The sequence below is a fragment of the Halobacterium noricense genome, assembly GCF_021233435.1.
Classification (GTDB): Archaea; Halobacteriota; Halobacteria; order Halobacteriales; family Halobacteriaceae; genus Halobacterium; species Halobacterium noricense.
In genome coordinates, this window is the sequence record NZ_CP089468.1 from 2,569,639 (window position 1) to 2,583,126 (window position 13,488).

Annotated in this window: 15 protein-coding genes; 6 read left to right on the forward strand and 9 right to left on the reverse strand. The window is 68.2% G+C overall.

Translation table 11 applies throughout. From position 1 onward, the window contains the following. Nucleotides 1–38: 38 nt before the first annotated feature. Nucleotides 39–326: a DUF7536 family protein gene (locus tag LT974_RS13800; protein WP_232588207.1), complete on the reverse strand. Its 288-nt coding sequence runs from the start codon at nt 324–326 to the stop codon at nt 39–41. An 85-nt stretch (nt 327–411) separates the two neighbouring features. Here LT974_RS13800 and LT974_RS13805 point away from each other — a divergent pair, with 85 nt between their 5' ends. Both LT974_RS13805 and LT974_RS13810 read left to right on the forward strand, forming a co-directional pair. After that, a complete protein-coding gene (locus LT974_RS13805; protein WP_232588208.1) occupies nt 412–1,368 on the forward strand; it encodes a succinylglutamate desuccinylase/aspartoacylase family protein in 957 nt (318 codons plus the stop codon). A gap of 206 nt (nt 1,369–1,574) precedes the next feature. Beyond that, nucleotides 1,575–2,648, forward strand: a complete 1,074-nt coding sequence (locus tag LT974_RS13810) for a pyridoxal-phosphate dependent enzyme (protein ID WP_232588209.1) — start codon at nt 1,575–1,577, stop codon at nt 2,646–2,648. Between the two features lie 2 nt (nt 2,649–2,650). On the opposite strand, the gene LT974_RS13815 is transcribed toward LT974_RS13810, so the two are convergent. Both LT974_RS13815 and LT974_RS13820 read right to left on the reverse strand, forming a co-directional pair. Continuing rightward, the gene (locus LT974_RS13815; RefSeq protein ID WP_232588210.1) at nt 2,651–2,866 is read right to left on the reverse strand and encodes a DUF7511 domain-containing protein; all 216 of its coding nucleotides are present in this window, start codon (nt 2,864–2,866) and stop codon (nt 2,651–2,653) included. A 92-nt stretch (nt 2,867–2,958) separates the two neighbouring features. Next, the gene (locus LT974_RS13820) at nt 2,959–4,221 is read right to left on the reverse strand and encodes a tRNA(Ile)(2)-agmatinylcytidine synthase (RefSeq protein ID WP_232588211.1); all 1,263 of its coding nucleotides are present in this window, start codon (nt 4,219–4,221) and stop codon (nt 2,959–2,961) included. Between the two features lie 141 nt (nt 4,222–4,362). Here LT974_RS13820 and LT974_RS13825 point away from each other — a divergent pair, with 141 nt between their 5' ends. After that, entirely contained in the window at nt 4,363–5,325 is a 963-nt protein-coding gene (locus tag LT974_RS13825) for a transcriptional regulator (protein ID WP_232588212.1), read from the forward strand. A gap of 54 nt (nt 5,326–5,379) precedes the next feature. On the opposite strand, the gene LT974_RS13830 is transcribed toward LT974_RS13825, so the two are convergent. From LT974_RS13830 to LT974_RS13850, 5 genes are all read right to left on the reverse strand, one after another. Further along, on the reverse strand, nt 5,380–5,625 hold the full coding sequence (locus LT974_RS13830) for a glutaredoxin family protein (RefSeq protein ID WP_232588213.1): 246 nt from the start codon (nt 5,623–5,625) through the stop codon (nt 5,380–5,382). Nucleotides 5,626–5,716: 91 nt separating this feature from the next. Continuing rightward, a complete protein-coding gene (locus tag LT974_RS13835) occupies nt 5,717–7,105 on the reverse strand; it encodes an NCS2 family permease (protein WP_232590271.1) in 1,389 nt (462 codons plus the stop codon). A gap of 161 nt (nt 7,106–7,266) precedes the next feature. Next, entirely contained in the window at nt 7,267–7,980 is a 714-nt protein-coding gene (locus LT974_RS13840) for a phosphoribosyltransferase family protein (RefSeq protein ID WP_230888111.1), read from the reverse strand. 97 nt (nt 7,981–8,077) lie between these two features. Next, on the reverse strand, nt 8,078–8,605 hold the full coding sequence (gene pyrE / locus LT974_RS13845; protein ID WP_232590273.1) for an orotate phosphoribosyltransferase: 528 nt from the start codon (nt 8,603–8,605) through the stop codon (nt 8,078–8,080). 231 nt (nt 8,606–8,836) lie between these two features. Continuing rightward, nucleotides 8,837–9,382 carry a CDP-2,3-bis-(O-geranylgeranyl)-sn-glycerol synthase gene (locus LT974_RS13850; RefSeq protein ID WP_232588214.1) on the reverse strand — a complete coding sequence of 182 codons (546 nt, stop codon included), beginning with the start codon at nt 9,380–9,382 and terminating at the stop codon, nt 8,837–8,839. 90 nt (nt 9,383–9,472) lie between these two features. On the opposite strand from LT974_RS13850, the gene LT974_RS13855 reads away from it, so the two are divergent. Together LT974_RS13855 and LT974_RS13860 are read left to right on the forward strand one after the other, a co-directional pair. After that, nucleotides 9,473–10,312, forward strand: coding sequence for a proline dehydrogenase family protein (locus LT974_RS13855; RefSeq protein ID WP_232588215.1), 840 nt, complete (start codon nt 9,473–9,475; stop codon nt 10,310–10,312). Nucleotides 10,313–10,360: 48 nt separating this feature from the next. Next, nucleotides 10,361–10,951, forward strand: coding sequence for a DUF502 domain-containing protein (locus LT974_RS13860; protein WP_232588216.1), 591 nt, complete (start codon nt 10,361–10,363; stop codon nt 10,949–10,951). Here LT974_RS13860 and LT974_RS13865 read toward each other — a convergent pair whose 3' ends face one another. Continuing rightward, nucleotides 10,952–11,878: a branched-chain amino acid transaminase gene (locus tag LT974_RS13865; RefSeq protein ID WP_232588217.1), complete on the reverse strand. Its 927-nt coding sequence runs from the start codon at nt 11,876–11,878 to the stop codon at nt 10,952–10,954. Nucleotides 11,879–12,021: 143 nt separating this feature from the next. On the opposite strand from LT974_RS13865, the gene arcD reads away from it, so the two are divergent. Then, nucleotides 12,022–13,473 carry an arginine/ornithine antiporter ArcD gene (arcD, locus tag LT974_RS13870; RefSeq protein ID WP_232588218.1) on the forward strand — a complete coding sequence of 484 codons (1,452 nt, stop codon included), beginning with the start codon at nt 12,022–12,024 and terminating at the stop codon, nt 13,471–13,473. Nucleotides 13,474–13,488 lie beyond the last annotated feature (15 nt).

The window sequence follows — 13,488 nt, forward strand, 5'->3', positions numbered from 1 at the left end:
ACAGACCCGCCGACAAGAGGTTTTCTTCGGCGAGCCAACTACTCTAGTCGGCGGTAGAGCCGGTACACAGCGCCAGCAGTGAAGGCGAACGTCGCGAGCAAGCCGACCGTGAACGCGAGCACGGCGGCCAGCGCGACCAGGTACGGCGTCGAGTACGGCGACCCCCCCGACGCCACGACGAAGAAGTAGTACGTCGCGACGGCGACCAGCAGGCCGACCGCGAACCCGCGTTTCGCCTGCGTCACGACGCCGAGCGCGCGCACGAAGTTGTCGACGCCGGGGCGGTCGGACGCCGCGTCGGCCGGCTGCTCGGACCGCTCGGACATATCTGGGGGTTGGCCGCGGCGCGTGAAAACAGCGCCGATTCCGGGACCGAACCGCTCAAGGCCACGCGTGCGTGGGATTACTGTAATGACTACGCTCGGCTCGGCGTCCGCGGACCCCGGGGAGTTCGACACCGGTCGACTCACCGTGGGCGAGATGCGGGACGGCACCGCAGTCGGCCTCCCGGTCGCGGTCGTGAACGGCGAACGCGACGGCAAAACGCTCTACCTGCAGGCAGCCAGCGACGGCGACGAACTGAACGGCGTCGGCGTGCTCCGCCGCGTCGTCCCCCAACTCGACCCCGCGGAACTCGCGGGCGAAGTGCGCATCGTCGGCATCACGAACTTCCACGCGTTCCAGGTCGCCGAACACCGCAACCCCATCGACGACACGAAGCTCAACCGGGCGTACCCCGGCAGCGCGAACGGCTCCTCCTCCGAGCGCATCGCACACGCGACGTTCTCCGCCGCCGAGGACGCCGACCTCATCCTCGACCTCCACCAGGGTTCGACCTCCCGCATGATAAACGAGGTGCGGGTGCGCTGCGGCCGCCACCACCGCCTCCACAGCGACTGCCTCGAACTGGCGAAGGCGTTCGGCTGCGGGCACGTCCTCGACCAGAAAGGCCCCGAGGGCCAGCTCGCGCGCGCCGGCCCCGTCGAAGGCATCCCCACCGTCGACCCCGAACTCGGCGGCGCCGTCGGCTTCGACGAGGAGTCCGTCCAGTACGGCGTCGACGGCGTCTTCAACGTCCTCCGGTACTACGGCTTCCTCGACGGCGACGTCGAGACCGAACGCCAGACCCGCGCGAAGGACTTCGACCGCTACGGCTCCCCCGTCGGCGGCATCGTCGAGTACAAACAGGACCTCGGCGACGACGTCCGCGCCGGCGACACCCTCTTCGAAGTCACCGACGTCTTCGGCACGCTCAAAGCCACCGTCACGGCCGACAACCACGGCATCTTCTGGCGCTCCCGCCGCCTCCCACAGGTCGCCACTGGCGAGTACGTCTGTTCGGTCGGCACGGACGTCGATTCATTCTAACCCACTTTTTCCAGCGCTCGGCGCGCTACGCGCGCCGTCGCTTGCAAAAACTTGGGGAAAAAGCACTCCTCCCTCCAGCGCGCCTTCGGCGCTTAGTCGGTCGTCGGCCTCGCGGCTTCGCCGCGAGTGAACCGCTCGCGCCTACGGCGCTCGCGGATGCTTTTGCTTCCGCCACGCTCAGGTGGCCCTGTCGTCTCTGCTCTCGTATGCTCGAATGCCGTTCCTGCGGTCGAACCTACGAGTCCGGGCCGGACGAGCCGTGGCGTTGCGAGTGCGGGCACGCGCTGGACTTCGCCGAGCAGCCGCTGCCGGACAGCGACGAGCCGGACGTCGACCCTCGCGAGGGACTGTGGGCGTTCGACGAGTTCCTCCCAATCGGGGCAGAGGTGACACTCGGCGAAGGATGGACGCCACTGGCCGATGCGCCGGAGTGGAACGCGCAGTTCAAACTGGACTACGTGTTCCCGTCCGGGAGCTACAAGGACCGCGGTGCGGCGCTGACGCTGTCGCGGGCGGCGGAGTTGGGCGTCGAACGAATCGTGGAGGATTCCTCGGGGAACGCGGGCGCAGCCATCGCGCAGTACGCCGCGCGCGCCGGCATCGACGCCGACATCTACGTGCCCGCGGACGCCAAGCAGTCGAAACTCGACGCCATCGAGGCCGTGGGCGCGACGGCGGTCCGAATCGAGGGGAGCCGGCAGGACGTGACCGACGCCTGCATTCGGGAGGCAGTCGGCGGGGACGCGTGGTACGCGAGCCACGCGTGGAATCCGGCGTTCTACGCGGGGACGTCGGCGTTCGCGCTCGAACTCGCGGCACAGCGCGACTGGACGGTCCCGGACGCGGTGGTGCTCCCGCTCGGCCACGGCACGCTGTTCCTCGGCGCGTACCGTGGATTCTCCGCGCTCGAAGCGGCGGGCTGGACGGAGTCGGTGCCGCGGCTGCTCGGCGTGCAGGCGACGGGCGTCGCGCCAATCGTCGAAGAGCTCCACGGACCAGCAGAAGCCGGCACGAACGACGTCGCGGACGGCATCCAGATTCGGGAGCCCGCGAGGAAGGGGCAGATTCTGGACGCCATCGACGCGACCGACGGCGACGCCATCGCATGCGACGCCGAAGCGACCGAGGAAGCACTGGATGCGCTCCACGAGCGCGGGTTCTACGTGGAGCCGACGAGCGCGGTCGGAATCGCCGGTCTAGAGGCGTATCGCGAGCGCGGCGTCCTCGATACGGACGACGACGTGGTCGTCGCGCTGACGGGCAGCGGACTGAAGCAGTAGGCCTACCGCCAGTCGGCGAGGGAGACGAACGCGTCGTCCTCGGCGGTGACCCACGTCGTGACGAGTTCGTCGCCGTCGGCGTTCGCGGGGAACAGCGTGCACGCCCGCTCGCCGTCCTGCACTTCGACGTGCGCGGCGAGTCGTCCCGCAGCGGCCTCGCTGTCGGTCGTCTCGCTAGCGACGCCAACCTCGTCGGGGGTCCGGCGGTCCGGGCGCATGGTTGCAGTTTAGGACGTGCTAGAATAAAGTGTTGTGGCTGCCTGTGAGAGTATGACAATCACCGAAAGCGAGTTAGCTGTCGGCTCGCAGGCTACCGCTCGGGGTGGGTAGGAGCGTTCCAGTCACCGCGAACCAGGGGTTTGGCGACGTGGCGGCGCGCGCACGGCGGCACCTCGTACCAGCCCACGTCGAGGTCGCGGTCGACGGGGCGCTCGACTTTCCCGGGCGCGGACGTCCCGCAGTCCCGGCAGCGGTAGCCCTGGTTCGCGCCCGCGCTCTCCATCGACGTGTCGCAGTCGGGGCACTGCGGCGTCACCGACTCCGTCTCGTCGAGGTCGCGGACCGCGAACTTCTCGAGTTTGAGCGTGCCGTCGCTGACCTCGCCGCAGACGGTGACGCGGTCGCCGGGCCGGAGCGCTCGCACGCGGTCGCGGAACCGCTTGGTCGGCTCGAACGCCGCACACTCCACGCGAACGCCGTCGTCCTCCACGGGGACGAAGACGTGGCCACCGCGCCGCGTCTCAGGTTCCCCGACGACAGCCGCGTCCGTGCAGTACGCGCGACCGTCTTCGAGGTCAGCGAGGTCGGCCGCGCGGAGGTGCGCGTCCGTCCCCTGGTTCGTGACGAACAGTTCGCTGGCGTGCACGCGCTCGCTCTCGATGGCATCCGCGACCGCGGTGACCGTCTCGGCATCGTCGCCACGAATACCGTAGAGGATGGGACCGGGCGTGTGCGGCACGCAGACCAACTCGCCCTCCTCGCGGTCGACAGTGTCCCACGCGTCGGGGTAGGCGTCGTCCGCGGCGGCGAACACGCTCTCGGCGTCGACGTCGCGCTCGGTCCCCCAGCGGTCGGGTGCGCGGTAGTCGATGTGTTCGCAGGTCCAGTCGTCGAACGCCGTCCACGCGCCCACGGCGGCGAGCGCGCCGACGACGCCGCGGCCGTTCTCCCACTGCGCGGTCTCGTAGCCGTGGGCGGCTGCGAGCGATTGTGCTTCCTCAGGGTCGAGGTGTTCGCGCATCGCGCGCTCGGCGAACTCGGCGACTGGCTCGGAGGCATCGGCCTCGGGCGCGACCACCACGCCCGGGTTCGTTCGGGGGTCGTCGACCTCGGCAACCTCGCCGACGACTTCCTCGGCGACCGCCAACCCCACTCTGGGGTCGGCGTCAGTGTGGACGGCGAGCGCGGCGTTCCCGCGCGTCTTGTACTCGACGGCGGGGTTCAGGCGCACGAGTAGCACGCGCTCGACGTTCGCGCCGCGGTCGCGCAATCGCTCGGCGACCAGGTGGGCGGCGTACGTCGTGCACATCCCGCGCTCGCGGGAGTCCGTGTCGTCGAGGGCGACGACCGTCATCGCCTCCGGTCTAGCGCCCGCGCGCTTTTCGCGCTTCCGGTCTGCAGCCCGAAGATAGTGGCGGCCGAATGACCGAAACCTCGGGGCAGCGCCGCCGTATCGGCACAACGCATATATGTGGCCGACGGCTTACACTCGTGTATGTCACGGTCGGTACTCATCGAGAACGTCACCGCCATGCTCGCGGACGCGGGGTTCACGGTGAGCGACCGGTGTGCGACGCGGCCCAAGAGCTTCGATGTGGCCGCCCGCCGCGAGAAGGACGTCATCCTCGTGAAAATCCTCGGCAACATCGACGCCTTCGACGCGCCGACCGGCGCGGAGATGCGGCGGCTCGGCACCTACCTCAACGCCACCCCGATGGTCATCGGCCTCCGCACCCGCGACGAGGAACTCAAGCCGGGCGTCGTCTACTTCCGCCACGGCGTCCCTGTACTCAGCCCCGACACCGCGATGGACTTCTTCGTCGAGGGCGTCCCGCCACTCATCTACGCGGCGCCGGGCGGTCTCTACGTGAACATCGACGGCGAGGTGCTCGCTGACCGCCGGCAGAACGAGGACCTGAGCCTCGGCCAGCTCGCGAACGAACTCGGCGTCTCCCGGCGCACCGTCTCGAAGTACGAAGACGGCATGAACGCCAGCATCGAGGTCGCGATGGAACTGGAGGACCTCTTCGGCGGCGACCTCACGTCGCCCGTCTCGGTGATGGAGGGGGCGGAGGAAGTCCGGGACGCCGACCCGACACCCGACGACCCCGAAGCCGACCCCGAGGACGTACCCGTGCTGTCGGTGATCGCGCGCGTCGGCTTCGAAGTCCACCCGACGGACCGCGCGCCGTTCAAGGCCGTCAGCGAGGACGCGTCCGGCGCGGACCGCCTGCTGACGGGACACTCGTCGTTCACGGACACCGCCGTCAAGCGCGCCCGCATCATGAGTTCGCTCGGCGCGATTACGCACACCCGCGCCGTCTACGTCGTCGACGAAGCCTCCCGGGAGTCCGTCGACGACACCGCCATCGTGGAGCGCGAAGAACTCGAAGACGTGCAGGACTCCGACGAGTTCCGCGACCTGCTCGCCGACCGCGGCGCGCAGTCCGAAGCCTGACGCTCGGTCGGTCGAATTCGTTTTCGCGGTGAAAAGCGGACAGGGGAAGTCCCGTTACGCGCCGTAGGTCTCTTCGAGGTACTCCACGATGTCGTCCGACTCCGGCATCCCCTCGATGCCGTGGTCGGTGTCGACGAGCACGGGGACGCCGGTCTGGCCACTGACTTCCTCGACTTCGTCGCGCTGGCTGTGCGAGCTCGGGACCTCGTGTTCGACGTAGTCGAGGCCGAGTTCGTCGAGTTTGGTCTCGACTTTCGCGCAGTACGGGCAGCCCGGCAGCTTGTACAGTTCGAGTGTCACGCCCGAAGGTACGGGGCGGCGACGCAAAGAAGCCGTGGATGCGGCGGACGACGCCGCCGTCAGGCCGTGGATGCGGCGGACGACGCCGCCGTCAGACTGCGGCGGCGAGCGCGCCGCTGGTGCGGACGTAGAAGTAGACGACGAACGCGAGCGCGAGCAGCCACTGGCCCGCGGAGACGTCGTCGTACTCGCCGACCGCGACCTTCACGACCGGGTAGGAGACGATGCCGGCGGCGATGCCGTAGCCGATGTTGTACGTGAACGGCATCATGAACACGGTGAGGCCGGCGGGAATCGCGTACGTGGTGTCGTCCCACGCGACGTCGGTGACGTTCGCCAGCATGATGACGCCGACGACGACGAGCGCGATGTGGCTGGCGTAGAGGGGGACGATGGCCGCCAGCGGGACGACCGCGAGGCTCGCGAGGAACAACAGCGCGACGACGAGCGCGGTGAGACCGGTGCGGCCGCCCTCCTCGACGCCCGTCGCGGACTCGATGTACGTGGTGACCGTGGACGTCCCGAGCATGCTACCGATGGTGGTGCCGATTGCGTCCGCCATCAACGGCTTGTCGATGTCCGGGAAGTTGCCGTCCTCGTCGAGGAAGCCCGCGACCTGCCCGACGCCGACGAGCGTGCCGGCGGTGTCGAAGAAATCCACGAAGAAGAACGTGAACACGATGAGCGCGAACGCGAACATGTCGATGCCTTCCGCGGGAGCGCCGACGAGCCCGTCGACGAACGCGCCCGCGAGCGGCGTGATGTCGTACTGTGCGCCGGTGAGGGTCGTCGTGAGCGTGCCCGGCGCGACGACGCCCGCCCACTCGATGACGTAGGCGGCGACCGTCGTGCCGAGGATGCCGACGACGATGGAGCCGGGGACGCCGCGGGCGTACAGCGCGAGCGTGAAGAAGAGGCCAGCGACGGCGAGCGTGGCGGCGGGGTCGGTCGCGATTTGGCCGAGCGTGACCATCGTCGCCTGGTCGGCAGCGACGACGCCCATCTCCTGGAGGCCGATGAGCGCGAGGAAGCCACCGATACCCGCGCCGACCGCGAGTTTGACGGGTTCGGGGAACGCGCGGATGATGGCTTTGCGCGCGCCGGCGGCGGTCAGGAGGATGAAGATGATGCCTTCGACGAACACCGCGGCGAGCGCGACCTGCCACGGGATGCCGAGCCCGATGACGACGGTGTACGCGAAGAAGGCGTTGAGCCCGAGGCCGGGCGCTTGCGCGAACGGCCGGTTGGCGTACAGCGCCATCACCGTCGTCGCGACGAACGCCGAGATGATAGTGACGACCGCCAGCATCTGCTGGACCTGGTCGCCGGTGTACCCCGGGATGGAGATTGCCTGGCCGAGCGTCGCGGGGTTGACGAGGACGATGTACGACATCGCGAAGAATGTCGTCACGCCCGCAAGCACTTCCGTTCGGACGTCCGTGTCGTGTTCGTCGAGTGCGAAGTAGTCAGCGAGCCCCATTAACGATGCACGTTCGGGCATAACTACACCGCCCGCTTAAGCGTTGTTATGCACGTTGGTAGTCCGTGTCTGTTGACGATGAAGAATCGTCCAGAAGATGCACGGTCGTGTCTAGAATCGGGCGACTGAGACGGACAGGGAGCAGCGTCGCGGTCGGAAGGTTATTCGAGTTCGGCGAGCGCGCCGACGGGGGCGTCCGTGAGTTCGCGGGCGCGCTCGACGCCGTCGTCGCCGACCGCGATGAGCGTGAACACGCCGGTGACGTCGGCGTCCGCAGCGCCGGCGATGTCCAGCAGAATCTCCTGGGTCTCGCCCGACCGGATGAGGTCGTCGACGACGAGCACGGTCTCGCCGCTGTCGATGGCCGACGCGGGGAGGTAGTAGGTCAGTTCGATGCCCGACGCGAAGCGCTTGCGGGCCTCGATGAACTCCTCGACGGCGGTCTCCTTGGACTTCTTGGCGTACGCGCAGCGCGCGCCGTAGTACGACGCCAGCGACGCCGCGAGCGTGATACCGTCGGTGGCGGCGGTGAGGACGACGTCCGGGCGCTCGAAGTCGAACGTCTCGGCGGCGACGGGCGCGACGAGGTCGAGGAACGACTGGTCGAAGACGACGCCGGAGTTGTCGACGTAGCCCTCGTCGTCGAGGCGGACGCGCGCTTCCAGTTCCTCGCGCAGGAGGCCAGCGCCGGCGTCTTCGACGACTTCGCGGGCGCGCTCGGCGCTCGGGAGGACGTGGCCGTTGACGTAGCGGTTGAGGTCGCCCGCGGGGAGCCCGGTCTCCTCGGAGAGCTCGTCGTACGTCCGGGTCTCCTTCAGCGTGCGCAGCACGTCGACCGCCCGCAACTGGAGGGCGGCCTTCTCTGCTCGGTTCATACGGATGCACACGTTTCCACAAACTTGAATATCCCGGAACTGTCGGCGTGCGAAGAAATCACAAACACGCTCATTCCTGGCGGCGCGACGCTCCGAACTACTCGGCGTCCAGCAGGTCGCTGGCCGTCACGAGCGCCTCCATCTCGACGCCGTGTTCGGCGAGCAGTTCGCGGCCGCCCTCCTCGCGGTCCACGACGAGCAGCGCGCGTTCGACTTCCGCGCCGGCGTCGCGGAGCGCTTCGACGGCGTCGACGGCGGACTGGCCGGTCGTCGCGATATCCTCCACGACGACGACTTCCTCGCCGTCTTCGAGGCGGCCCTCGATGCGGTTGCCGGTGCCGTACTCTTTGGCTTGCTTGCGCGCGATGACGTACGGCACGTCGGCTTCGACGGCCGTCGCGGCGGCCAGCGGGACGCCGCCGAGCGCGACGCCGCCGAGTTTCGCGTCCGCGTCGAGGCGGTCGGCGAACGCTTCGGCGATGGCGCGCAGGCAGTCGGGGTCGGTCTCGAAGAGGTACTTGTCGACGTAGTACTCGGAGGTACCGCCGTGGGAGAGCTCGAACTCCCCGAATTTGACGGCGTCCGCGTCGCGGAGCAGCTGGACGAGGTTGTCGGTCATTACCAGAGTTGGCGGGCCACCCGACCAAAAGGGGTGCGATTACCAAGTCGAGACGAATGTGGTGGAGCATCCGCGAGTGAGTGGTTCGCAGAACCCGAGCGAAGCGGTTCACTGCGCGACCGAAGGGAGCGCAGGTCGACGACTGAGGGACGCGAAGCGGACCGAAGGAGGAGTGCTTTTTCCCCAAGTTTTTGCAAGCGAGGCGCGCTTCGCGCGCCGAGCGCAGGAAAAAGTGGATTAGTATGGCTCGTTCTTCAGTCCCAGAAGATATGCGATGCCGTTGGTGACGACGTGGAGCAGGGGGGTGAGCACGAGGATGGCGACGACGACGTCGAGGGTGAAGGTGGCACCGAACCAGTCGGGGGCGGCGATGGCGGCGAGCGCGAGCGCGACGACGACGAAGTCGAGTTGGTCGAGGAGGGGGAAGGCAGCGCCGCGTTCGCGGCCGGTGCGGCGCTTGAGGAAGGAGGCGAGGATGTCGCCGAGTATCGCGCCGGCGGGGAGCGCGACCATCGCGGCGGGCGGGAACGTCGGGAGTGTGACGCCGAGCGCGTCGCTGGCGGCCGGTTCGACGGCGTTCAGGACGAACGCGAGCGCGACGCCGGCGAGCACGCCGACGGCGGTGCCGCGCCACGTCTTCCCGTCGCCGAGCACGCGCTTGCCGTCCCACGTGCGGCCGCCGTCGATGGGGCGGCCGCCGCCCGCCAGCACCGCGGCGTTGTTCGGCACGTACGCCGGCAGCATCACCCAGACCGCAGTCGCGACCGTCGCTACCAGACCCATGCGTGGGGGTGGACGCGGCCGGCGGAAAAACCCGCGGGTTCGGCCGGGGGAGGCGCGTCGCTTAAGGGACGTGACGCCGCAGATTCGGGTATGATACCGCCCATCGCGAGTGACTTCGTCGCGGGTGAGACGCCCGCGGAGGCCATCGAGCACGCCGAGTCGCTGAACGCTCGCGGCGTCGCCGCCATCCTGAACCTCCTGGGCGAGCACTACGCGGAGCGGCCGCCCGCGGACGAGGACGCCGCGGCGTACGAGGACCTCGTGTGCGACATCTCGAAGAGCGGCGTGGACGCCTGCATCTCGGTGAAACCCTCCCAAATCGGGCTGGACGTCGGCGATGACGTGTTCGCCGAGAACCTCGCGGGCATCGTCGAGGTCGCCGACGAGCACGACGTGTTCACGTGGGTGGACATGGAGGATCACGAGACGACGGACGCCACGCTGAACGCCTACGAAGACCTCACGACGGAGTACGGTGGCCGGGTCGGTGTCTGCATCCAAGCGAACCTCAAGCGCACCGAGGCGGACCTCGAACGCCTCGCGGCCCTCCCCGGAAAAGTCCGACTCGTGAAAGGAGCCTACGACGAACCGAAGTCGATTGCGTACAAGCGCAAGGAGCGCGTGAACCAGGCGTACCGCGACTACCTGGAGTACATGTTCCGGGAGTTCGAGGGCGGCGTCGCCGTGGGCAGCCACGACCCGGAGATGATAGCGCACGCCCGCGACCTCCACGACGAGTACGGCACCGACTACGAGGTCCAGATGCTGATGGGCGTCCGGGACGACGCGCAGGTCGACCTCGCGGCCGACGGCGTCGACGTCTACCAGTACGTGCCGTACGGCGACAAGTGGTTCTCGTACTTCTATCGGCGCGCGATGGAGCGCAAGGAGAACCTGTTGTTCGCGCTGCGGGCGGTTCTGGGGCGATAGGGCGGTCGTCTCGAAATCCCTATACGTCGGCGCTCAGTGGAACCCGGTATGACCTCGTGGAAGCGGGACTTCGCGAGCGGGCTCATCGTGCTCGCACCGATTCTGGTCACGCTGTACGTGCTCTACTGGCTGTTCTCGCTCATCGCGCGGTTCTCGCTGCTGGCGACGAACGTCGACGACCCCGTCGTGGCGGTCAGCCTGACGGTCGTCATCTTCGTGTTGTTGGTGTTCTCGGTGGGCTACCTGATGCGGACCGCGCTCGGTACGTTCGCCGAGGAAGTCCTGGACGACCTCATCAACCGGCTGCCGGGGCTGCGCATCGTCTACAACGCCTCGAAGATGGCCGTCGAGACGGTGCTGTCCGGCGGGGCCGACGAGTTCCAGAAGCCCGTGAAGGTCGAACCGTGGGACGGGATGCGCCTCACCGCGTTCAAGACGGGGAAGACGACCACCGACGGCCGCGAGGTGGTGTTCATGCCGACCGCGCCGAACATCACGTCGGGGTTCGTGATGGAACTCGAACCCGAGGACATCATCGAAGTCGAGGAGTCCACGGAGGACGCGCTCACGCGGGTGTTGTCAGCAGGGTTCGGGGAGAACGAGCGCGACGTCCCGGAGCAGTTCACCGACGACGAGTAGTCAGACGTAGTGGAACCACTCCGCGCGGTCGCCCGTCTCGACGACGTCGAAGAACGCCTGCTGGAGTTCCTCGGTGACGGGGCCACGCGTCCCGGAACCGATTTCGACGTTGTCGACCTGCCGGATGGGCGTGACTTCCGCGGCGGAGCCGGTGAAGAACAGTTCGTCGGCGGTGTTGAGTTCGCCCCGCGAGATGGAGACGTTGTCGTGGACGGTGTAGCCGCGTTCCTCGGCGAGCGTGATGACCGTGTCGCGGGTGATGCCGTCGAGGATGCTCTCGGAGAGCCCGGGCGTGAAAATCTCGCCGTCGCGCACGAGGAAGAGGTTCTCGCCGGGGCCTTCGGCGACGTTGCCCTCCTTGTTGAGGACGATGGCTTCGGTGAAGCCGTTGCGCCGGGCTTCCTCGCCGGCGAGCATGGAGTTGACGTAGAGGCCGGTAGTCTTGGCGTTGGTCGGAATCTGGCTGGAGGCGTGCTTGCGCCACGAGGAGACCATCACTTCGACGCCCTCTTCGAGCGCTTCCTCGCCGAGGTACGTCCCCCACGGCCACGCGGCGACGGCGACATCGGTCGGGCAGTCCTTCGGGGAGACGCCCAGCGAGTCGTAGCCGAAGTACGCGATGGGGCGGACGTAACACGACGCGAGGTCCTGGCGGTCGAGCAGTTCCACGGCCGCCTCGGTGAGCTCCTCGCGCGTGAAGTCGATGTCGAGGTCGTAGGGCTTCGCGGACGCGAACAGGCGGTCGAGGTGTTCCTCCCACCGGAACAGCGCGGGGCCGTTGTCGGTATCGTACGCGCGGACGCCCTCGAAGACGCCGCTGCCGTAGTGCAGCGCGTGCGTGAGCACGTGGGTCGTGGCGTCCTCCCAGTCCACGAACTCGCCGTTCATCCAGATGGTGTCGACGTCCATGTCGTCGAATCCGCTCATACTCCCGGGAAGGGTGGGCCGTATCATAAAACCACGAGTGCCGGCTACGGGCAGTCGTTGCCGGTGAGTTCGAAAACCGGCGCGAATGTCCGAGGATAATTCAACCGAGATGCTTAATTACCGTAGAGTATTACATTTGGTCGATGAGCGACCACGCACCCCTCACGTACGAGGACATCGACGAGGCTCGCCGCCCGAGCCTCGTCGAGGCGCTCGTGCCGATTCTCGCCGTCGTCGTCGCGCTCGGCGTCGGCTCCGGCTACCTCGGCCTCGCGCCACACGCCCCCCTCCTCTGGAGTATCGCCTTCACGGGACTGTTCGCGCGCTACCAGCTCGGCTACGACTGGGACGGCGTCTACGACGCCGCCACCTCCGGCCTTCGCATGGGCCTGCAGGCGATTCTCATCCTGTTCGTCATCTACGGGCTCATCGCCACGTGGATTAGCGCCGGCACTATCCCCGGCCTGATGTACTACGGCCTCGGCACGCTCACGCCGATAGTCTTCTTGCCCGTGACCGCCGTACTCGCGGCCATCGTCGCGTTCGCCATCGGTTCTTCGTGGACGACCGTGGGGACGCTCGGTGTCGCGTTCGTCGGCATCGGCGAGGGGCTCGGCGTCCCGCTGGCGATGACCGCGGGTGCCATCGTCTCCGGCGCGTACGCCGGCGACAAGCAGAGTCCCCTCTCGGACACCACGAACCTCGCGGCCGCCGTCACCAACGCCGACCTCTACGAGCACATCAAGGCGATGCGGAACGGCACCGCCATCGCATTCGGGCTCTCCGTGGTCGCGTACGCCGTCCTCGGCGTGTACTTCATCGAGGGCGGGAGCGCCGACATCGCCGCCATCAGCGGGCCGCTCGCGGACTCGTACGCGCTCGGACCGCTCGTGTTCCTGCCGCTCGTGGTGACGTTCGGACTCGCGGTCCGCGGCTACCCGCCGCTGCCCTCGCTGATCGCGGGCATCTTCGCGGGCGCGCTCACCACCGTCGTCGCGCAGGGCGCGAGCTTCACCGCCGCGTGGGACATCTTCCTCAACGGCACCGCCCCCGCCACCGGCAGCGACCTCGTCAACAGCCTCCTGACCGCCGGCGGCATCGCGGGCTCGGCGTGGACTATCGCCGTGGTCGTCGCCGCGCTCGCCCTCGGCGGCCTGCTCGAAGGCACGGGCGTGCTCGCGACGCTCGCCCACCACCTCACGACCGCCGTCTGGTCGCCGGGCTCGCTGGTCGCCGGTACCGGCCTCGCCGCCATCGTGACCAACGCCTTCTCCGCCCAGCAGTACATGAGCATCGTCGTTCCGGGGCTCAGCCTCCGGAACCTCTACGAGGAGTACGACCTCCCCGAGACAGACCTCTCGCGGGCCGTCGAGGCCGCCGGCACCCCGACCGGGCCGTTCTTCCCGTGGCACGCCGGCGCTGTCTTCATGACGAGCGCGCTCTACAGCGCCCCGGGCGCTATCTCGTGGTGGTGGGTGCCGTTCTACTTCTTCGGCATCCTCTCGCCGGTCGTGCTGTTCGCGATGGCGTTGACCGGTCACGGCTACACGCAGAGGGGAAAACCGACCGACGCCGCAGCCGTCGCGGACGACTGAGAAAACCTCGTTTTT